Raw genomic sequence first — 22,034 nt, 5'->3', positions numbered from 1 at the left:
GCCCCTCCTTTAATTATTCGGCGCTAGAAGGTGCAAAGGTAGCCTTGAATTCTTCAATCGTGGCATCCAATACATCTGTATCTGGCAAATTCTTTGTATCAACGATTGTCGTCAACAATTCATTGTGTGAGGCACGTAATGCTTCGATCATTTCTGATTCAAAACGCAAAATATCATCAACGGCAACATCATCTAAGTAACCATGTGTCAAAGCATACAATGACACAACTTGCTCTTCAACCGGCAATGGCTTGTGCAAAGGTTGCTTCAATAACTCGACCGTCCGTCGTCCACGAGCCAACTTAGCTTGCGTAGCTGCATCCAAATCAGATCCAAATTGAGCAAATGATTCCAACTCACGGTATGAAGCCAAGTCTAGCCGCAATGTACCGGCAACTTTCTTCATAGCCTTAATTTGGGCATCCCCACCGACACGTGAAACAGAAGTTCCAGCGTCAATGGCAGGACGAACACCTGAATAGAACTGGTCAGCATCCAAGAAGATTTGACCATCAGTGATTGAGATAACGTTGGTTGGGATATACGCAGAAACATCGCCTGCTTGTGTTTCGATAACTGGCAAAGCAGTCATTGAACCACCACCTAACTCATCACTCAACTTAGCAGCTCGTTCTAGCAAACGTGAATGCAAGTAGAAGACGTCACCAGGATAGGCTTCACGGCCTGGTGGACGACGAAGAATCAATGACAGCTCACGATAAGCCGTTGCTTGCTTTGACAAATCATCATAGATAATCAACACGTGCTTACCATTGTACATAAACTCTTCACCCATTGCTGCACCAGCATAAGGTGCCAAGTACAACATTGGGGCTGGTTCTGATGGACCAGCTGAAACAACAATGGTGTAGTCCAAAGCACCATATTGGCGCAATGTTTCAACCGTTGTACGGACAGTTGAGTCCTTTTGACCGATGGCAACATACACCACGATCATGTCTTGATCCTTTTGGTTCAAGATTGTATCAAGGGCAACTGAAGTCTTACCAGTCTTACGGTCACCGATAATCAATTCACGTTGACCACGGCCGATGGGTACAAGGGCGTCAATGGCCTTTAACCCAGTTTGTAATGGTTCGAAAACTGACTTTCGTTCCATGACCCCGGGTGCCTTCACTTCAACAGGGCGTGTCTTATCGGTCTTGATTTCTCCAAGCCCATCAATTGGATGACCCAATGCATTAACAACTCGACCAATCAATTCCTCACCAACTGGCACTTCCATGATGCGACCTGTACGCTTAACCAAGTCACCTTCACGAATTTCATCATACCTACCTAAAACAACGATACCAACATCGTTAGATTCAAGGTTTTGTGCCATACCCATAACGCCATTAGCAAATTCAACCAATTCACCTGACATAGCGTTTTCTAACCCAGTAACACGGGCAACACCGTCACCAACATAGGTAACAGTTCCAGTTTCTTGAACTGTCAACTCGTCTTCATAGTTAGCAAGCTGGGCTTTGATGAGTGAACTGATTTCTTCAGCTTTGATGCTCATTTCAGCAGTTTCTCTTTTTCTTGTACTAAATATTATTTAAAGCATTATGTGGTGCATATAGCGAGCTAAATCTTAGCCACTGATGATGCTTGAGCGAATAGCTGACAACTTGGTAGCTAATGACCCATCCACAATTTGGTTGTCGGCATGAACAATCACGCCACCAATCAATGATTCATCAACCGTTTGCTTAATTTCAACTGTTTTAACGCCAAACCGTTGCGCAATTGAAGCAGACAAACGTGATGCTTGATCATCATCCAATGCGACAGCCGTCGTAACATCTGCTACTAAACGGCCCTCCGCATCATCAACTAATGATTCATAGGCATTGATAATAGCTGGCAAGATGGCAAAACGACGATAATCATACGTCATCTTGACCAAGTTTGTAACCAATTGAGAAGCATCTTTAATAATGACTTCAACCAACTCCTTCTTGGTCGAATCAGCCATACCAGCTGACTCAATCGCCTTAACCAAATCAGGATTTTCTAGGATCACTTTACGAATCTCAGCTAATTCAGCGAGAGTCTCAGTGTCACTATTTTGGTCATGAGATAGTTCAAACAAAGCAACAGCATAACGCTTAGCAATCGTTGCAACGTCTACTGCCATTACTTCTCTCCTAACCCCTCGATATAGGCATCAATCAATGCCTTTTGATCTTCAAGCTTCAGTTCTTTTTGAATAATCTTTTGCGCGATCATCACTGACATTTCAGCAACATCATTTTTAACACCATTCATTGCTTCGGTACGCTCTTGTTCAATAGAAACAGTCGCGCGTTCCTTCAATGCTTGTGCGGTGGCATTGGCTTCGGTAACGATTTGATCACGTTGCTTAGCACCAGCCTCCTTGGCATCACTAATGATAGTTGTTGCTTCACCCCGTGCAGATTGCAACTGTGCTTGACGCTCAGCAGCCAGCTTTTCAGCGGTTACCTTAGCATCTTCAGCAGAATCTAAGTCACGGGTAATTTTATCAGCACGGTCTTGCATCATCTTTGTAACTGGCTTCCAAGCAACTTTCTTCAATAATAGAAGAAGTACTAAGAATGAAAGCAGTACAAAGAGCATGTTACCCAAAGCCAACTGATTTCCTCCGCTAGCACCAACTAGCAAAAATTCGTTCAACATGTTGTTGGCTCCTCTCTAAAGTAACAGTCGTGATGAAATTACTTACTGATCAACAACAATGAAATAACGAATGACAAAATTGGAACGGCTTCGACCAAACCAACACCAATGAACATGTTAGTACGCAACTTGCCTTCCAATTCAGGTTGGCGAGCAGTACCTTCAATCATTGAAGCGATAACGTGGCCGTTACCAATTCCGGCACCAATAGCGGCACCTGCAGCAGCGATACCTGCACCAATAGTAGCGATGTGTCCTTGCATGATACAAATTTCCTCCGATAGAATAGAAATTAAGAAAAATATTGGGAGCTCTAAGAACAATTATTCTGTAGTTAGATACCCGGTTACTCAGCAGTTTCAGTCTTTTCTGAAATATAAACCATCGTCAATGTCACAAAGACAAAGGCTTGGACTGAACCGATAAACAATGAGAACGCTTGCCAAATCATTGACAAGATAAATGCTGGAATAATTGTGACAATTCCAGCGGACTGTCCGAATTGGGCAATCAACGTGAGCAACATTTCACCGGCATAGATATTACCAAATAGTCGAAGACCCAGAGTTAAGAAACTCGTGAATTGTTCGAATATATTAATAGGTAGCAATGCTGGGAATGGGCTCATGTAGACATTCTTGAAATACCCCTTGAACCCTTGTTTTGCAACACCTAAGAAGTGCGACAAGCCAATAGATAGTAAGGCGAGTGCCAATGTCACCATTGGATTGGCTGTGGCACTCTTCAAGTATGTGATATCACCGAAGCCGACTTGGAAAGCCAAACCGAGTTGATTGGCAACGAAAACGAACAAAAATAGCACAAAGGCAAATAATTTCAGTTCGGTACCAGTTCGATTTGGCAAGGCACTATCAACGATACCATTGGTAAAGTCGATGATGGATTCCAACAGATTTTGTTTTCCCTTAGGCTTCAACGCTAAATTACGTGATAGGAAGAATACCAAGAAGAAAACAATGGCTGCAGCAACCAAAGTCGAAACAATGACTGTCCAATCGAAAGTCAGCCCCAATAACTGGAATGTAGCAGACTTTTCGTCCACAGAGCTCACCTCTTTTCCTTTCTTAGATTGGTGGTGATGCGTAACGCGCGCAAGACCTGTTTTTCATTACCCGATTATTGTACTCTTTTGTGAATTATTATCAAGCAAAAGGAAAAGAATTGCTTTCTTTGAATAAAATTAAGATACCCAGGCATGCCAAGGCGACATGTCCGGGTATCTTTTACTTATTAAAAATTAATATAAGGGCGATAAACACGATAGTACAAGGCGTCAACCATTATTGAAAAAATGTTACTTTTCAGATGCCGCTGTTTTTGGCAAGATGATATTCAATGTGATTCCCAAGATTGTCGCAATTGCAACCCCAGAAAATTGTACAATATTCGTTCCTTGCCCAATTTGTAAATAAGCATTACCAATTCCAATGACCAGAACTGATGACGCAATCATTAAATTACGCTTATCATTGAAATCCAACTGGTTTTCAACCACAATCCGCAACCCTGATACAGCAATCACACCGAAAAGCAGGAAGGAAATTCCGCCCGTAACCGCTCCCGGAATTGATTGGATCAACGCTGACAATTTACCAATAAAGGCAAACAAAATCGCAAAGATGGCAGCTCCAATCAAAACATACACTGAATGTACTTTTGTGATGGCCATCACACCAATGTTCTCACCATAGGATGTGACAGAAGGTCCACCGACCAAACCGGCAAAAACAGACGCCGCACCATCACCAGCCAACGTACGATTCAAGCCGGGGTTCTTAAAGTAATCCCGACCAGTCAATTCACCCAACACCATCAAGTGCCCCAAGTGCTCTGTAATTGTAACTAGGGCTAACGGAGCCATCACAATGACTGCGTTCCAATACATCACTGGCTTGTAGGTCACAAAGGGTAATTCAAATTTAGGCAAAGCAAACCAAGCAGCGTCCGCAACTGGCTTTAGGTCTACCAACCCAAAGGCAATGGCCACGATATACCCTGCTATAATACCTAGCAAGATTGGAATCATTCCCAGGAAGCCCTTCAAGTACATATTGAAGAAAATAGTTAATCCAAGCGTGATCATCGCAACCGCAAAGACCCGCAAATCATACTTGCCAGCTAATAAAGTGGCTGATGAAGCAGCTGAACCTGCTAATGATAATCCGATGACCATCACAATCGGCCCAACCACAATCGGTGGTAATAGCTGTTCAATCCAGGCTGACCCAAACTTTGCCACAATCCCAGCAACCAGCAAATAAATCACACCAACAGAAATGACACCAGCTGCGACGCCGGGATAACCAGTCGTCTTCATTAACGCAGTCATTGGCAGAATAAAGGCAAATGATGACCCCATGTAGGCCGGAATTTGCTTACGTGTAATCAAAATGTGTAGCAACGTGCCCACACCTGAACTGAACAAGGCAATACCTGGATTCAACCCAACCAACAACGGTACCAACACGGTTGAGCCAAACATTGAAAACATATGTTGTAGTGAAAGTCCTACCCATTGTAGGAACTTCGGCTTGTCTTGGACATCCAAGATGGCCCCTGTTTGAACGTTTCCTGCCATAAATCTACTCCTTTGCATCTTCGCACACCAATCGAACAATAGAAAAACCGTTAATGCGGCCACACGGTCGCATTAACGGTTCAACGGTATCTCAACTATTGTTCAGTTAATATCCAATAATTACTCATTGGAAAACGTGCGACTTACAAACCTCTCGGGATTTGCTTAAAGACGGCTTAATGAATTTCTTATTAGTATACGTTGATAATTCTATTAACGCAACCTTGACTTTACCACAAGACAAAGTTGCACATCGCGATGCTAAGCCAGACGCTTAGTGCGTACCAAACAGACGATCACCAGCATCCCCAAGACCTGGCACAATGTATCCATGTTCATTTAACTTCTCATCCAAGCCAGCCGTGAAGATATCAACATCTGGGTGTGCCGTTTGGACGGCTTCAACACCTTGTGGCGCAGAGACCAATGTAATTAACTTGATGGTTTGTGCCCCACGCTTCTTCAAGGCATCAATCGCCATATTAGCTGACCCACCAGTGGCTAGCATAGGATCAACCACCAAAACTTCTCGTTGATCAATGTCTTCTGGTAATTTGATGAAATATTCGATTGGTTCCAAAGATTCTTCATCACGGTACATACCAATATGACCAATACGGGCCGCTGGAATTAACTTCATGATCCCATCAACCATTCCCAACCCAGCACGCAAAATTGGCACAATGGCCAACTTCTTACCAGCCAATTGCTTCTTCACGGTGATGGCAACCGGTGTCTCAACTTCAACATCTTCGGTTGGTAAATCACGTGTCACTTCGTAAGCCATTAATGACGCAATTTCATCAACAATCTCGCGGAATTCCTTCGTACCAACATTCTTATCACGAATAATCGTAAGTTTATGTTGGATCAATGGGTGATCAAACACTGTAAGTTTTGACATTTTTGGCTCCTTCTAAAGTACATTCAATACGATTTTTTATTACTATCTATTATCTTACCATGATTATAACAATTCCATTATACAAAAAACGACCAAGCATGATTCACTGCTTGGCCGTTTAGCTTAATTTGAATTTGTTGCAACCGTGTTGATTTTATTTGATAAAACCAACTTTGGTCCAAAGGTGACCAATGCAGCAATGATGCCAAATCCAACCAGACCCAGCAAAGCAGTTCCGACTGCAGCACTGGCAGTTTGATTCATCACGGCAGCAAACCCTTCGTTAGCATACGTCATTGGTAGAACCTTTTGGACTGCCAATAACATTGTATTCAACATTTCATTGGGCACTAATTGTCCTGTCAAAACGATTTGTACGATCGCGACAACAAACGACAAGAGCAACCCAAACGTACCGAATAAGGTATCTAAGGCTAAGGCTACCAAGGCAAAGACAATCGCCGTTAAGATACTCAAACCGACAAAGCCAACCCAGTTAGCCACATGCACACTAAAGATGGCGACGATGCCCGCTACCAAGACGGCTTGTAATGCTGGTAACCCAATAAACATACGTAGCATTGTATTCACACTAACATTTTCACGACGCCGGTGTTCATTCATTTGCATAATAATAGCACCCACGAATAGCGCAAAACTAATTAACAAGGGCCCAAAGATTGACTTATAGTCGGTCACTTTGGCAGCATTTTGTGCATCCGCACTGACAGGGGCGACAAAGTGGTGTATTGTCTGAGCCTTTAAGCTAATTGGCTGTAACTCGCTTACTCCTGCTTTCAAGGCTTTGTTTAACTTTGTCACGCCCGCGTTGGCCGTTGATAACCCAGCATTAAATGTATCATCACCAGCGGCTAACTGATTCGTCCCAGTAGTGGCTGCTTGGATACCGGCCATCAAGGTTGGCACCTGGGTACCCAACTGGTTGATACCAGCAGCTAGCTGGCCAGCACCTGTATTCAATTGTGTCGCACCTACGTTGAGTTGGTTAGCACCACTGGTTAAACGCTCTGACCCTGTATATAGTTGCTCACCGCCACTCTTAACTGCTTGAATGCCCACGTAGAGTTGTGTCGAGCCAGTAGCTAATTTTTGCACACCAGCATCAACTTGGTTATTCCCAGCAGCCACTTGTTGTGAACCGGTGGCCAACTGCTGCACACCAGCATCAACTTGACGGGTACCGGTTGCAACTTGACTTGCACCAGCTGAAAGTTGACTTGCTCCTGTATCCACCTGGCTCGCCCCAGTAGCCACTTGGGATGAACCACTCGCCAATTGCTTGGCTCCTGTATCAACCTGACTCGCTCCGCTGGCTAATTGTGTTGACCCAGTCGTTAATTGACTAGTTCCAGTAGCTAACTGATTCGTCACCGTTTGTACCTGCATAATACCGTTCGACAAAATTGGCATATTGGTTGCTAACTTTTTTGAACCGGCGGCCAGCTGTTGAGCCGCTGTAATCAATGCTGGCTGGCTCTTAGTTGCATCACCCTTTTGCAAAGCTGTATCGACAGCGGTCAAACCAGCCGCTAATTGCTGAATAGCCTGCAATGAGCCAGCTGACAATGTGTAAAGCTGCCCTGATTGTGCTGAAGCTAGCAATGGCACCGCTGCTTCGAGCTGTTTGATCCCCGTTTGCATCTGTGACAAGGCTGCATCGGTGGTAGCAGCCTGTGCCGCAGTGTAAGCCGTCTTCAATGGGGCACTATTTAAAGCTTGATCCAAGGTTAAATCAGGATTAGCTGCTTGGACCGCTGCCAAAGTCTTAATGAAGGTCGCCATGGCTGTCACATTCGAACCCATTGTGTCCAATTGCGCCTGCAAGGCCGCCGCCGTGGCCGTGACCGTGTCATTAGAAACAGTGGCTGTGGCTGGTTTCGTCAGTTGTTCATTTAATTGGCTCAACCCCGCTGTCAATTGCTTCAATTGAGCTGCTGAAGCCGTTTGACTCGTTTCAATGGTGGTCGCCATTTGTTGTAACCCTGCAACTAATTGGGTATTCCCCGTTGCAATTTGTTCGGCACCATCTGTCGCAGCCTGTGCCCCAGTGGCCAAAGTTGGTAGACTGGCCGCTAACTGATTGAGCCCTGTATCAACACGACCTAACCCAGTTGATAAACTACTAGCCCCCTGCGCCAAAGCTGGTGTACTCGTTGCTAACGTTGTAGCACCAGCGCTCACTTGCTTGGCACCTGAAGCTAACGTTGGTGTGCTAGCTGACAAAGACTTTAATCCAACACTAACTTTGTCGGCACCGTCAGCCAAGGTGGGCGTATTTGTTGAGAGATCCGCTAACCCATTTTTGAGTTGGTTAGTACCTGCTGAAAGTGTCGGTGTGTTCGCTGCTAAGGACGCCAGCCCAGCGTTCAATTGACCAGCACCATTCTTTAACTTTGGGGCACTCGTGACCAACTGACCAATACCACTCTGTAACTGTTTCGCTCCAGCAGCCAACGTGGGGGTATTGGCTGCTAGCTGATTTGTGCCATCAGCGAGTTGACCAGCACCAGTTGATAACTGCGTGACACCAGCCGGTAATGCCGCAACCCCAGTTTGAATTTCATTCATGCCTGTGGCTAACTTATGCATGTTGGTATTGATAGTGTTGGACCCATCTTGCAACGGTCCAAACCCCGTCTTCAATTGTTGCACACCACTGGCGACACTTTTAGTACCATTTGATAGTTGCTTAATCGATGACAGTAGTTCTTTATTGTAAGCCTTTTGGACCTTCGCCGTGACTTGGCTTTTCAACTGAGCTGCAATTGAATTAGCCAACATGCCACCAACGTAATTAGCCTTTTCAGAAACCTTGTACTGAATAACTGACGCCTTGGGATGGGCACTCAAGGCAGTCAAAGAATTGGCTGAAAAATTGCTTGGTAAAGTGACTGTCATCAGAACTTTATCAGCAGCTAATTGCTTAGCTGCTTGCTTAGCTGATACGAAGTGCCACTGAACATCCTTGTTCTGTTTCAATTCGGCAACTACCTGATTACCCATATTCAAATCAGAATCACCATTCTTGACAGTACGATCTTTATTTACAACCGCAACGTCGAGGGATGATGGTGCATCTGATTGCGTTGAATTTAACAACGTAAACAAACCATACACGATAACTGATGGTACAAGCACTGCTAATAATGAAATTAACAGGTACCGCGTCCGTGTACTAATCTTTGCAAAAATCACGTCTACTCCTCCAATTACACACCCTGCCGTGTATCACAATGTTGATATTTTCTAGTAATAAAATAAATGCGGTTAATGGAACAGGGCATTAACAAATTGTAAGTTTACACCTGTAACATCTTTTGTTCAACACTTTGCTACAATGTGTCTAGTAAAATTTATATTTTAGTTAAGGTAGGCGTGTTAGGCGCAAATAAAAACTCATGAATGCTGACATCCATGAGTTAAACCTGTTGCTATTTCAATGATTATTCTGCGTGTTCAATTTGATCCAAAGGGAAACGTTCTGTCAAAGCACGTACTTCGGTAGCCACTTGATCAAGGTTTGCTTGATCTTCAGGATTAGCCAAAACTCGCAAGATGAGTCGAGCAACTTCGCGTGACTCTGCTTCCTTGAAACCGCGGGTTGTAATGGCTGGTGTGCCAATACGAATACCAGAGGTGATAAATGGGCTACGGGGTTCATTTGGAATGGCTTCCTTGTTAGTCGTGATTGCGACAGTATCCAACAGATTTTGGACTGCCTTACCAGTCAAGCCAGTTGGTGTCAGATCTAGATTGAACAAGTGATTGTCGGTCCCACCAGAAATCACCCGGACCAAATCAGACTTAGCAAATTCATCGGCCATCGCCTTGGCATTGGCCACAATTTGCTTACCGTATTCTTTGAAGCTTGGTTGTGCATCCTCATAGAATGCAACCGCTTTACCAGCAATCACATGTTCCAAAGGACCACCTTGCGTGCCGGGGAAAATAGCCGAATTCAGCTTCTTACCCAGCGCTTCTTTAGCCAAGATCAGGCCACCACGAGGACCACGTAACGTTTTATGCGTGGTCGTTGTCACGACATCTGCAATGCCGACAGGTGATGGGTGGACACCTGCGGCCACTAAGCCAGCAATGTGAGCCATATCAACCATCAAATAAGCTCCCACCGCATCCGCAATCTCACGGAAACGGTCAAAGTCTATAAAGCGTGAATAGGCCGAAGCGCCGGTCACAATCAACTTAGGCTTAAATTCTTCTGCCAAGGCAGCGACTTGATCATAGTCGATTAATTCATTTTCATCCAAACCATAGGCATGGAAATCATAAGTCTTACCTGAGAAGTTAACTGAAGAACCGTGCGTTAAGTGACCCCCTGCATTCAAATCCAACCCTAACACATGGTCACCAGGTTCCAACAATGCCGCATAAACAGCGGCGTTTGCTTGGGAACCTGAATGAGGTTGGACGTTGGCGTATTCAGCACCAAATAATGCCTTGGCACGATCAATCGCTAGTTGCTCAACTTGATCGACAAACTCAGTGCCACCATAGTAACGCTTACCAGGATAACCTTCAGCGTATTTGTTAGTTAGGATACTACCTTGTGCGGCACGAACACCGGCAGATGCGATATTTTCTGATGCGATCAACTCGATATTATGCTCTTGACGATCAGCTTCACGATCAATAGCTGCCCACAATTCAGGGTCAAATTCACGATAGTTCATGGATAACGTCCTCCTAAGATGTATACCTACATTTTATACTACATCCGCTAAACTTACACCATTTCGTTTTTTAAAACCGAATAATCAGCGATTTATACAGATAAATATTCGATAATATACAAATAAAGACACCTTCTCAGTCGAAAGTGTCTTGATAATTACATAAAGTCCGTTACATTGAATTTTTGACCACTTGAGGATTTACCTAAACGATTATTGTAAGCGGCATTCGCTGAAGTGTGCGCTAATTCGGCCACCAAAATTGTGGCAATATCATCACGATCATCAAAATACCGCAAACCTGCAAATAACTTTGCGGCCGCCTCAGCATCATCATTACCTAGTGACCAAACAAAGTTCATCCCCGCTAACTGGTGCTCGACAATCAAATCGTTAGGTAGCATGAGCCCCACTGGTGCCAATTGACCTTGGGCCCAGATAATTGCTTGCGTCCAATCTTCACGCGCCACCATATAAACATCCTTGTCGGGTGCATAGTGCCGATACTTCATCCCTGGTGCTTTTGGTGCCTCACTGGCAGCCACTTGATGTACCTCGGAATCCACTGGCTCACCCAAAACTGCTTCCAGTTGTTCTGGCGTGATTTTACCTGGCCGTAATACAGCTGGTTGTGCGACTGACAAATCGATTACCGTAGATTCAACACCGATCGTTGTGGCACCATCATCGAGAATACCGGCGATTTTCCCATGTAAATCATGATAAACATGTTGCGCAGTTGTGGGGCTAGGTTTACCGGATGTATTCGCTGATGGACCAACGATTGGCGTGTCAGCCATCCTAATCAAGGTCCGGGTCACATCATTATCTGGCATCCGTGAAGCCACTGTTTCCAGTCCCCCCGTCACGGTATGTGAAATGGCCCCGCGCACCACCGGTAAAATAATTGTCAAAGGGCCCGGCCAAAAAGCATCCATCACTTTCTTTGCGCGAGCATCAACCATGGCATATTTTTCCACTTGTTCAGCATCCGCGACATGCACAATCAGCGGGTTATCAGATGGTCGACCTTTGGCAGCATAGACCTTACCAACAGCTTGTTCATTAAAAGCATCCGCCCCCAATCCATAAACTGTCTCAGTCGGAAAAGCAACTAACGAACCACGCTTAATCGCCTTCGCTGCTTGCTCTATTTCATTAACTGCCCAAATTTTCGTTTCCATCATTCTTCCCCCTTCTAAACATTTATTTTACTTGCGGGTGACTTTAATCATCCGATCATGTCCTGCCATATCTTGGCGCAACTCAACGGTCACATTTGGCAATTCACCAAACACACCTAGCAAAGCGGGCCCTTGTAGGTACCCAATCTCAAAGTATGCGACGCCTTTTGGCTTTAAATGATCTAACAAATCCTGCGCAATTGCTTTGTATAGTGCTAAACCAGCATCATCGGCAAATAAAGCCACTGCCGGTTCAAAGACTAAGACAGAGTCGTCCATCACGTCGCGTTCACTATCAGGAATGTAAGGTGGATTGCTAACAATCACATCATATTGTTCCTGGATATTAGCAAACAGATCGCTTTCAACATACGTGACTGAAACCCCAAACTTTTGCCCATTTTCCTGGGCTACCGTGAGCGCATCATGGGAAATATCACTAGCAGTGACATGCCATTGTGGTCGTTCCAAGGCCAAGGTTAAGGCAATCGCACCTGAACCAGTCCCAATGTCTAACACTGTTTGGCTCGTTTGCGGTTGATCACGCAAAAGCCACTCAACCAATTCTTCTGTCTCTGGTCGTGGGATCAAAACACGTCGATCCACATTAAACTCACGCCCATAAAAAGCCGCATGGCCTAAGGCATATTGCACAGGGACACCACCTTGAATGGCTCGCACTGCGACCTCAAAACGAATCCGCTTCTCGTCTTCAATCACTGTGTTGAGATTACTGGCTAATTGAGAGTATGACCAATCCATCATACCCGTTAGTAAATAGTCCAACTGCGCCATGCGTTCTTCTTTGTCATGCAGATATGGTTCTAACCGAAAATCACCCCAGTTACGTAGGGCTTCAAATGTCATTTGTTCTTCAAACATATCCGCCTACTAATTCTTAAGTGCTTCCAGCTTGGCCGTTTGGTCTGCAATCACCAAAGCATCGATGATATCATCCAATTCACCATTGACGATACGGTCCAACTTGCTCAACGATAACCCAATCCGGTGATCTGTCACCCGGTTTTGTGGGTAATTGTATGTCCGAATACGTTCTGAACGATCACCCGTTCCAACGGCCGTTTTACGTTGTTCAGCGTATTCAGCCTCATTTTGTGACGCAAAAAAGTCGTAGACCCGTGCCTTCATGATCTCCATCGCCTTGGTACGATTTTGTTGTTGTGAACGTTGGTCTTGCATTGAGACCACAATCCCCGTTGGCAAGTGGGTCATACGGACAGCTGATGAAGTCTTGTTGATATGTTGGCCACCAGCTCCAGAAGCTCGGAACACATCAACCCGTAGATCTTTATCTTCAATCGTAATGTCCACATCTTCATATTCTGGCATCACACCAACCGTGGCTGTGGAAGTGTGCACCCGCCCAGCCGTTTCTGTTTCAGGCACACGTTGCACGCGATGCGCACCATTCTCAAACTTCAACTTTGAATACACGTTATTACCAGTAATCATTAAGACAACTTCTTTGTACCCACCAATTTCAGTCTTGTTTTCATCGATGATTTCAACTTGCCAACCTTGCTTTTCTGCATAGCGGGCGTACATGTTATACAAATCAGCCGCAAATAAGGCCGCTTCCTCACCACCGGCAGCACCGTGAATCTCCATAATGATGTTTTTATCGTCATTGGGATCCTTTGGCAAGAGCAAAACCTTCAGCTGGGCTTCCATCTCTTCTTTTTCAGCCGTTAATTCTTTCAGTTCATCCTTCGTCAATTCTTCCATGTCCGGATCAAGCTTCTCACGCAACAATTCATTGTCACTTTCGATATCTTCAACGACCTTCTTGTAACGACGAAAGACATCAACCGTATCACGCAAACTACCCTCTTCTTTAGAAAGGGCCATGAAACGGTTAGTGTCTCCAATAACAGCCGGATCACTTAATAATTCACTGATTTCATCGTAACGGTCGACGACAGCTTGAACTTTTTCAAAAATCTCATCCATTAGTAAATTCTCTCTTTATGTATCTTATTCGTTGACGGCACTAATGCGGTGCGCCAATGCTGCCATATCTGGGTGATTGTAGTGAAGTCGGCAAACTGGCATGTAAGCTTCATCACCACCAACCTGTATTTGGGCACCGGCATACACCGGTTGGCCACCTGAAACACGCAGGTTCATTGTCGCCTTACGTGTACAAAACGAGCACAAGGTTTTCACTTCTTCAATTTTGTCAGCATATAATAACAGGGCTTCTGAGCCTGGAAATAATTGGTTAAACGCATCGTTTTTTAGTCCATAAGCCATGACTGCAATCTGCAACTCATCAACAACTTGGGTCAGCTGTAAAACTTGTGCTTTGGTCATAAATTGGGCTTCGTCGATCAACACAGCCGCAATATCATTCGCCTGGGTTTGCACCAAATCATACAAGTTATCTTCATCATGAATCGCAATTGCTTCCCGTTGCATCCCAATCCGTGAAGCAATCGCACCAATTTGCGTACGGTCATCCAATGCACTAGTCAGTAATAATACATGGCGATTTTGTATTTCATAATTATGAGCCACTTTTAGAATTTCAATGCTCTTACCACTCGCCATTGCACCATAGCGAAAAAATAATTGTGCCATGTTATCTCCTTATCTACACAGTCTCTCAAACTAACAGTATACCCCGAAATCCTGGGTGTTTCAAAACAAAATAAAAGCCTGGCAAGCAGCCAGGCCTCTTACTTATTACTCTGCGCGTTCCGCATTGTATTCTTTCTTACCCACACGTTCTTCACCTAGCGAAATGAAGTCGTATGAAATTTTAGCATTACGCTCAAATTCAGCCAGCCCATAATTAATGATTTCATCAATTAGCGCTGAATAACTCAATCCTGAAACTTCCCACATTTGTGGATACAAAGAGATGTTGGTAAACCCTGGCAATGTATTAGGTTCGCCTAAGTATGGCACGTTATGCTCATCCAACATGAAATCAATTCGTGTCAAACCTACTAGTCCCAATGCCTTGTACGCTGCCAAAGCCATTTCAGTGATTTCCTGGGTCACGCTCTCATCTAGCACGACTGGCAATTCAAAGACCATTCCTGAAGCGTCCACAAACTTGTTGTTGTAGTCGTACCAGGCATCTGCCTCAGGTAACACAATGCCGCCAATGCGTGATGCCCGTGGCTCTTCATTACCCAAAATCGCGATGAAGACTTCACGTGGTCGGTTCAACCCCGCTTCAACCAAGACCTTGTAGTCATATTGCAAAGCGTCCGCCAAACCAGCTTCAAACTCTGCTTGGTTGGTAACACGATTAATACCAACTGATGACCCTTGTTTTGCTGCCTTCACAAACAAAACTTCTGAACCCAACTTTTCGACCAATGAGGCGTACGTATATTGATCCTTGGTTTGATCCGTCAACAATTCATACTTCGTATTACGAATGCCGGCTTGGTTCAAAATACGCTTAGTTAAGTCCTTGTCAAACGAAATCGCTGACGCGGCAATTCCTGGTCCAATATATGGCTTGTTCAAGATACGGAACAAAGCTTGCAACGTACCATCTTCACCTAAGTTACCGTGAACAACTGGATAGAACAAATCAATATCTTTAACATCACCCAAATTTTGGATGTTTGCCAACGGATTTGACAAGTCGATGTGCTTCATTGCTTCAGCTACAACCGTATCCTCATCTTCGCCATCAAAAACACGCCTTGAATCTTCAGGGCTCATGAAGATGCCATCGCGTGAAATCAAAAATACGTCAACGTCGTACTTTTCCTTGTCCATCGCGTCATAGATATTATGCGCTGACCGCTTTGAGACGTCATGTTCTGATGAATTACCACCAAACAACAATGCAATGTGTAACTTGTTTGCCATGCTACGCTCCTCTGATTACGGGGTATTGCCCCAAATTTTATACCGAGCTTTTGAGCTCTCACCTAATGAATCCGAACCCTAATTATAACACAGGATTTCTCACTTAAACTGAAAAATTGACAATGTTAACTAAATTAAAAAGTTCCGTGCCTCATTTAAGTAATTATAAATTTCGTCTGGTAAATTATCCCGTAATAATAATCCTGTCAATACGCGACTCTGATTATAGAAACGATGCCAGTCACCTTCCGTTTCAGGCTGCAGCCGCCGTGTCATTTCTTGACGCCACTGCTTCAATTGCTTCAAAAAATAATGCGCATAAATTGGATTCACATTCACCAGATGGGTGAGATAACCGACAATACGTCGTGTCTCGCCCATCACCATGGGCGTATCTAAACGTTTCAAACGCTCAAGTAAAATCGTTTCTAGAAATAATTTATCAGCTCGCGTTGTTTCCACGTCACTTGTAATCTCATCCAGTAAATTACCGATATGCATAAAGGCGTGGGCCCATCCCTTTTCGCCGACAAAGCCCCGCGTATCTTTTTCTAACAAAATATAGGTGGCAATCTGTTCAATAAAGGTATTGCGCAATTCATCTGAATATAAATCAACACTACTCTGACGGTTTGCGTAGGCTAACATCGACAGAATAAAAACAGCAAATGATCGCAAGAACACCCCATCATTTTCAGTCTCGGTAATATGTGAGAGTAGCACATTATCTTGCAATAGATAACGTGTCATCAGGACAATTTGCTCATCCGAAAAGGCTTGATGTTGCAAAGCATCTGCAATGAAAAAGAACACCCCATGATCCCGTAATTCGGGATCCGTTTGCCGCAGTGCATTCAATAATGCCAAAATTTCCTGATCTGAAATCAAGATAGGGTCATTGGCGGTTAGCTGCTCTTGCAATGCGCTTAATTTGATGAAAAGTGGTGCCGTCTCGGCCGTACTCAATTGGCGAACTTCAGTTGGTACATCATACATATCCAAGTCATCAATTAACTTACCAACTTCTGCTCCTAAAGAATCTAGAAGTTCTCCATTGTGCATCCGTTGCCGTAAGATTTGTAATTCATGGCGGACATCATTGACTGTATAATCCATGATTAATCGTCCTTCCTACCTGTAATTTAATATTAATATTATCGCCTATTCTAACTGGTTTTCATAGTGATAGCTAACGAAAAAGTGAGCACCCCACTAGGGGATGCTCACCATACTATTTTATTTGAGTTGCTAACTCACCAAATTGAACTATTGCTTCAAGTGGAAGTAATACGTTGAAATTGTGATATCACGACTGGCCAAAGCCGTTCGTAACCGTAGACTATTTTGATTATGCAAGGCATTTTGCCATGGATAACGTGGCACGAATTGTGGAATCAAAATGGTCAAACTATGATTACGATCCTTAGCACCCTTGGCAATTTCATCGACAAACCGCACCGCTGGTTCAGTGATTGAACGATAAGATGAATGAATATCAACATAGCGCACATCTGGGAATTCACGTTTAAATTCAACCCCCAAACGATGTTCCTTCTCGGGATTTGAATCAAACGAGACGTGCATTGCAAGTACCTTATCACCGACAGATTGGGCGTAATCCACGGCCTCAGCCGTCACCCGCGTCAAATTAGAAACTAAAATGATGATTGTAGCACCATCATAGTGATGCCGCTTGATTGGTTCTTGCGAGATCACCCGTAATTGCTTGGCAATTGTCCGGTAGTGTTGGTTGATAACCATAAACATGCGCAAGAGTACTGGCATGATAATCAAATATGGCCATACAGATCCAAAGTGTAGCAAAAACAAGGTAACAACCAGAATGGCTGAAATCAAAGCTCCCACGAAGTTAATGGTTGCCTTACCAAACCAGGCACCTTCACGCGTGCGGAACCAGTGAATAATCATCCCCGATTGTGACAACGTAAATGGAATAAACACACCTACCGCATACAATGGAATCAAGGCTTCCGTTGAACCATGGAAAATCAAGATCAAAACGATTGACCCGATGGCAAGGGATAAAATACCGTTTGAGTAACCCAGTCGGTCACCCTTGTCCATATAAATATGGGGCATAAATTTGTCCTTGGCCAGGTTGAAAGCCAGCTGTGGAAATGCCGAGAAGCCGGTATTAGCTGCCACTGCCAAAATTAAAGCAGTTGCCAATTGCAACAAATAAAACATCACACCATGGCCAAAAATTGAGGTTCCAATTTGAGCCAAAACGGTTTGGTCTGTATTCGGTTGAATACCGTACCAATATGATAAGAACGTAATGCCACCAAAGAAGAATGCCAAGATAACAGACATGATTACCAATGTAGCAGCTGCATTTTTGGGCTTAGGATCCTTAAAATTAGGCACCGCGTTTGAAATGGCTTCAACACCAGTCAATGATGAAGAACCACTTGAGAATGCTCGCATGAATAGTAGCAAGGTCAAGCCCTTAAAGCTCGTCCCCACAGCACTAGCCGCCTGATATTCTACGTTACCCGTAATAATATTGTACAATCCGTACAGAATCATGAATGAAATCATGACAATAAAGAAATACACCGGTACCGTCAAAAAGCCAGCCGACTCACGCACGCCACGTAGATTAATCCATGTTAGAATTAATACGATGACAATCGCAATGGGTACTGCGTATTGATTCAATTCAGGAATGGCTGAGGTGATAGCTGAGGTACCAGACGTCACAGATACCGCCACCGTCAACATATAGTCAACGAGTAAGGAACCACCGGCTACTAACCCAGCTTTTTGACCCCAGTTGGTCGAAGTGACCACATAGGCCCCCCCACCAGATGGATAGGCGTGAATAATTTGTCGATATGACAATGTGATGGCAGCTAACAATACCAACACCAAAATGGCAATTGGCAACTGTAGCCACAAAGCGGCGGAACCAACTGCAATCAACGCGGTCGTAATTTGCTCAGTTCCATACGCTACTGATGAAAGCGCGTCGGATGACAACAATGCAAGTGCTTTACCCCTGCTTAAGTGTTGCGACCCTTCTTCCAATGTTTTTAGTCGCTTACCAACCAATGCTTGCTTCAATGAGTGTGCACCCATGACTTGTCTCCTGTTTAACAAATAATATGTAATACTTTTTAGTATTTAAGAAAATTTAGATAATTATTTTCTACAAAGTGTTATTCTAGTCCCTTTATAGGGTAAAGTCTATTTATATCGTTGATTTGTCATCTATTCGATATCTTTTGTTCAAACTAGGTCCCATGATAAATAATTTAAATATACTGTTGACGAACCTCTGTAATTCCTGTATATTATTATCTGTTGTTGAGTAAACAACGACCATCATTATGGCCCTATGGTCAAGCGGCTAAGACGTCGCGTTCTCAGCGCGGAATCCAGGGTTCGACTCCCTGTGGGGCTATATTTCAAAAGAGCACTTATCAGTGCTCTTTTTTTGTTTTATTCTTACCAAAAAAGCACTTAACCAACGCAAACGTCTGCGTTGGTTAAGTGCTTTTTTCGCTTACCTAGCTAATGATTATTTTTCAATCCTTCATAGATCACTCGTGCATTATGGTCGAGCAAATCTAAATAAGTTGGTACCGCGCCACCTTTTTTAGAAACGGAATCTGTCCATAATTCGCCAGCAATCTTGGCTCCGAGCTGCTGATTAACAGTTTGCATCGGCTTGGTCTCTTCGCCTTGCTCTACAAAGGTAGTCGTCACTTGCTTAGGTTGAAGTTTATCCACCAGGGTTTTAATCTGAGCTGGTGTGCCGTTTGCTTCGGTATCAATTTCCCAAATAAAATAAGGTTGTAAATTGAAATCACGCGCAAAGTAACTCATTGCACCTTCTTGCGTTACCAAAACATGATCCTTAACTGGCAAAGCAGCAAATTTTGGCTGCCACTTATCATAAATTGCTTGCAACTGTTTTTGGTATGCCTGCGCTCGTTGAGCATAATAGGCTTTGTGTTGCGGATCTTTGGCCGACAGGACTTTCGCAATATTTTTAGCGTAGACCTGACCCTCCAAAGCCCCATTCCAAGCATGTGGATTGGCCTGATTGCCGCCAGGCGTGCTGATCAATTTAATGGTACGTACCCCATTAGTCACATTGAAAAGTTGCTTACCTTGTTGCTTACCCGTTGTCTTCATCAGCTTATAAAACCAACCTGAACCACCTTTTTCTAGATTCAGTCCATTAGCAAACACAACGGCTGCATCCTGCGTACGTTGTACATCGGTTGTTGTTGGACTGTAATCATGTTGATCAGCACCTATCGCTGTAATGGTGTGTGCATTCACATACTTACCACCAATGTCAGTCACCATCGAATTGATAATCGAAAAGGATGACACCACATTCAGCCGTCCCTGCCCATCATAACCAGCACTGACGGGATGCCTCTGTTGCAGTTGCCAACCAACTAATGCTGCAATCACCAAGCTGGCCACGACACTCAAAGTCATTATTTTTTGCATGACCCCGTGCTTCTTTACCCGATAAACGAACATGGCCATCATAAACATCACAGCACTAGTCACCACAATAGCCGGTCCAGAAGGTACGTTGGCTGTATAGCTAATATACAGTCCAATTAAGGCACTGAACATACCAATGCCACTCGCCGTAATCATCATTGGCACAAATCGCTTGGTCAGTAAACGAGCCGTGGCAGCTGGTGTCACAAGCAGTGCTGTCACTAAAATAACTCCAACTGCTTGTAAGGAGATGACGATGACCAAGGTTAATAACACCATCAAAATATTACTCAATAATTGCGTCCGCACACCACTGGCTTTTGCATAACTTCGATCAAAGACCATCAGAAACAGCCCATGATAGCAGATTGTAACAAAGATCAAAACCAATAATCCCACCAAAACTGTGGCCACTACATCTGAGGCTTGAACCGCCAAGATATTACCGAATAATATATCCGTTAATTTGGTAGTAGCATGCCCTAATGTCATGATGATGGTGCCTAACGCAAAAAAGGTTGAGAAGGTAATCCCAATGGCAGCATCATTTTTTAGCGGTGTCTCACGACTAATAAGATTGATCACCCCGGCAGCCAATAAGCCAAATAAGGCGGCCCCCCAGTAGTATGGAAAGTGCAACAACGATGCAATGGCAATCCCTGGCAAGACCGCGTGTGACATGGCATCCCCAATTAATGAGGTACCCTGCAAGATGCTAAAACTGCCGATCACACCTGCAATCGCTCCCAACAAAATACCTGCGACCAAAGCATATTGTAAAAATGAGTAGTCACTCAGTGCATGGATAAATGACATGATATTATTCATCATTAGCCACCTTCCCTGGTGCAAACAGCACCACATGATCGCCATATGTTTTGTAGAGGGTTGTTTCGTTTAATACGTCTGCAGGTGTGCCTTGAGCTACGACCTGATGATTGAGTAACACAATTTCATCGAAATACGCCGCCACATTAGACAAATCGTGATGCACAATCAGAATTAATTTGCCCGCAGCTCGTAAGTGGCGCAAAACGCCGATAATCACTGCTTCTGAAGTGGCGTCGATCCCCACAAATGGTTCATCTAAGAAATAAACTTGTGCCTCCTGCACTAATGCCCGCGCGACTAAAGCACGTTGTCGCTGTCCACCCGACAAATCACTCACTGGGCGATCACGTAGTTGTGTAATGTTGAGCGTCGCTAAGGCATGCTCAATCGCTTGCTTATCGCCACTAGTCATGCGATCCCATGGCCTTTTTTGGACCATCCGGCCCATGGCAACTAAATCGTATAACGTTAATGGCGCCGTCGTATCTAAATCACTACTTTGTGGTACGTAAGCAAAGGCGGCCTGCCGTAATTTGCGTGTCACTGCCTGTTGATTAAACCAAATTTCACCCTGCCGTAATGGTACCAATCCCAAAATCGCCTTAATTAACGTCGACTTACCAGCACCATTAGGTCCCAAAATACCAATCATTTTTCCAGTTGTGAGCTGTAATGAAAAGTCTTCTAAAACCGTTCGTGGCCCATAACCTACTATTATATGTTGAATATTTAACATGCCATTCCTTCCCTGAACTCCGAATCCTATAAAAATGAAACAGGAACAAACTTAT

General features: G+C 44.1%; 18 protein-coding genes and 1 tRNA gene. 1 reads left to right on the top strand and 18 read right to left on the bottom strand.

The genetic code is table 11. The annotated features are described in order from the left end of the window. Positions 1 to 13: 13 nt before the first annotated feature. The 16 genes from atpA to WSWS_RS00230 form a co-directional block, all read right to left on the bottom strand. Positions 14 to 1,528 carry a F0F1 ATP synthase subunit alpha gene (gene atpA / locus WSWS_RS00305; protein ID WP_070229390.1) on the bottom strand — a complete coding sequence of 505 codons (1,515 nt, stop codon included), beginning with the start codon at positions 1,526 to 1,528 and terminating at the stop codon, positions 14 to 16. A 72-nt stretch (positions 1,529 to 1,600) separates the two neighbouring features. After that, positions 1,601 to 2,146, bottom strand: coding sequence for an ATP synthase F1 subunit delta (atpH, locus tag WSWS_RS00300; protein ID WP_070229389.1), 546 nt, complete (start codon positions 2,144 to 2,146; stop codon positions 1,601 to 1,603). After that, on the bottom strand, positions 2,146 to 2,667 hold the full coding sequence (gene atpF, locus WSWS_RS00295; RefSeq protein WP_070229388.1) for a F0F1 ATP synthase subunit B: 522 nt from the start codon (positions 2,665 to 2,667) through the stop codon (positions 2,146 to 2,148). The genes atpH and atpF overlap by 1 nt, the downstream gene beginning before the upstream one ends. Positions 2,668 to 2,705: 38 nt before the next feature. Then, complete coding sequence (atpE, locus tag WSWS_RS00290) at positions 2,706 to 2,918, bottom strand: F0F1 ATP synthase subunit C (RefSeq protein ID WP_181777844.1); 213 nt, start codon at positions 2,916 to 2,918, stop codon at positions 2,706 to 2,708. A 95-nt stretch (positions 2,919 to 3,013) separates the two neighbouring features. Next, entirely contained in the window at positions 3,014 to 3,730 is a 717-nt protein-coding gene (atpB, locus tag WSWS_RS00285; protein ID WP_070229386.1) for a F0F1 ATP synthase subunit A, read from the bottom strand. 252 nt (positions 3,731 to 3,982) lie between these two features. Then, complete coding sequence (locus WSWS_RS00280; protein WP_070229385.1) at positions 3,983 to 5,266, bottom strand: solute carrier family 23 protein; 1,284 nt, start codon at positions 5,264 to 5,266, stop codon at positions 3,983 to 3,985. Positions 5,267 to 5,540: 274 nt separating this feature from the next. Continuing rightward, on the bottom strand, positions 5,541 to 6,170 hold the full coding sequence (upp, locus tag WSWS_RS00275; protein WP_070229384.1) for a uracil phosphoribosyltransferase: 630 nt from the start codon (positions 6,168 to 6,170) through the stop codon (positions 5,541 to 5,543). Positions 6,171 to 6,293: 123 nt separating this feature from the next. Further along, positions 6,294 to 9,386: a YhgE/Pip family protein gene (locus WSWS_RS00270; protein ID WP_070229383.1), complete on the bottom strand. Its 3,093-nt coding sequence runs from the start codon at positions 9,384 to 9,386 to the stop codon at positions 6,294 to 6,296. A gap of 248 nt (positions 9,387 to 9,634) precedes the next feature. Beyond that, positions 9,635 to 10,882, bottom strand: a complete 1,248-nt coding sequence (glyA, locus tag WSWS_RS00265) for a serine hydroxymethyltransferase (protein ID WP_070229382.1) — start codon at positions 10,880 to 10,882, stop codon at positions 9,635 to 9,637. A gap of 158 nt (positions 10,883 to 11,040) precedes the next feature. Then, positions 11,041 to 12,066 (bottom strand): L-threonylcarbamoyladenylate synthase, encoded by a 1,026-nt coding sequence (locus WSWS_RS00260; RefSeq protein ID WP_181777841.1) that lies wholly within the window; start codon positions 12,064 to 12,066, stop codon positions 11,041 to 11,043. A 27-nt stretch (positions 12,067 to 12,093) separates the two neighbouring features. Next, positions 12,094 to 12,948, bottom strand: a complete 855-nt coding sequence (gene prmC / locus WSWS_RS00255; protein WP_070229380.1) for a peptide chain release factor N(5)-glutamine methyltransferase — start codon at positions 12,946 to 12,948, stop codon at positions 12,094 to 12,096. A gap of 9 nt (positions 12,949 to 12,957) precedes the next feature. After that, on the bottom strand, positions 12,958 to 14,037 hold the full coding sequence (prfA, locus tag WSWS_RS00250) for a peptide chain release factor 1 (RefSeq protein ID WP_070229379.1): 1,080 nt from the start codon (positions 14,035 to 14,037) through the stop codon (positions 12,958 to 12,960). Positions 14,038 to 14,061: 24 nt separating this feature from the next. After that, entirely contained in the window at positions 14,062 to 14,667 is a 606-nt protein-coding gene (locus WSWS_RS00245; protein ID WP_070229378.1) for a thymidine kinase, read from the bottom strand. A gap of 105 nt (positions 14,668 to 14,772) precedes the next feature. Next, on the bottom strand, positions 14,773 to 15,921 hold the full coding sequence (locus WSWS_RS00240; protein ID WP_070229377.1) for a D-alanine--D-alanine ligase family protein: 1,149 nt from the start codon (positions 15,919 to 15,921) through the stop codon (positions 14,773 to 14,775). Between the two features lie 129 nt (positions 15,922 to 16,050). Next, positions 16,051 to 17,037: a DUF2785 domain-containing protein gene (locus WSWS_RS00235; RefSeq protein WP_070229376.1), complete on the bottom strand. Its 987-nt coding sequence runs from the start codon at positions 17,035 to 17,037 to the stop codon at positions 16,051 to 16,053. Between the two features lie 150 nt (positions 17,038 to 17,187). Beyond that, on the bottom strand, positions 17,188 to 19,023 hold the full coding sequence (locus WSWS_RS00230; RefSeq protein ID WP_070229375.1) for an APC family permease: 1,836 nt from the start codon (positions 19,021 to 19,023) through the stop codon (positions 17,188 to 17,190). 253 nt (positions 19,024 to 19,276) lie between these two features. On the opposite strand from WSWS_RS00230, the gene WSWS_RS00225 reads away from it, so the two are divergent. Then, positions 19,277 to 19,348, top strand: a tRNA-Glu gene (locus tag WSWS_RS00225). A 110-nt stretch (positions 19,349 to 19,458) separates the two neighbouring features. On the opposite strand, the gene WSWS_RS08215 is transcribed toward WSWS_RS00225, so the two are convergent. Both WSWS_RS08215 and WSWS_RS00215 read right to left on the bottom strand, forming a co-directional pair. Then, positions 19,459 to 21,240 (bottom strand): metal ABC transporter solute-binding protein, Zn/Mn family, encoded by a 1,782-nt coding sequence (locus WSWS_RS08215; RefSeq protein WP_114981345.1) that lies wholly within the window; start codon positions 21,238 to 21,240, stop codon positions 19,459 to 19,461. Next, a complete protein-coding gene (locus WSWS_RS00215) occupies positions 21,233 to 21,979 on the bottom strand; it encodes a metal ABC transporter ATP-binding protein (protein WP_070229374.1) in 747 nt (248 codons plus the stop codon). The genes WSWS_RS08215 and WSWS_RS00215 overlap by 8 nt, the downstream gene beginning before the upstream one ends. Between the last annotated feature and the right edge of the window lie 55 nt (positions 21,980 to 22,034).

It is taken from the genome of Weissella soli (assembly GCF_001761545.1).
Taxonomy (GTDB): domain Bacteria; phylum Bacillota; class Bacilli; order Lactobacillales; family Lactobacillaceae; genus Weissella; species Weissella soli.
Note: the sequence above shows the minus strand (reverse complement) of the source record. Positions and strands in the feature narration are given on the sequence as shown.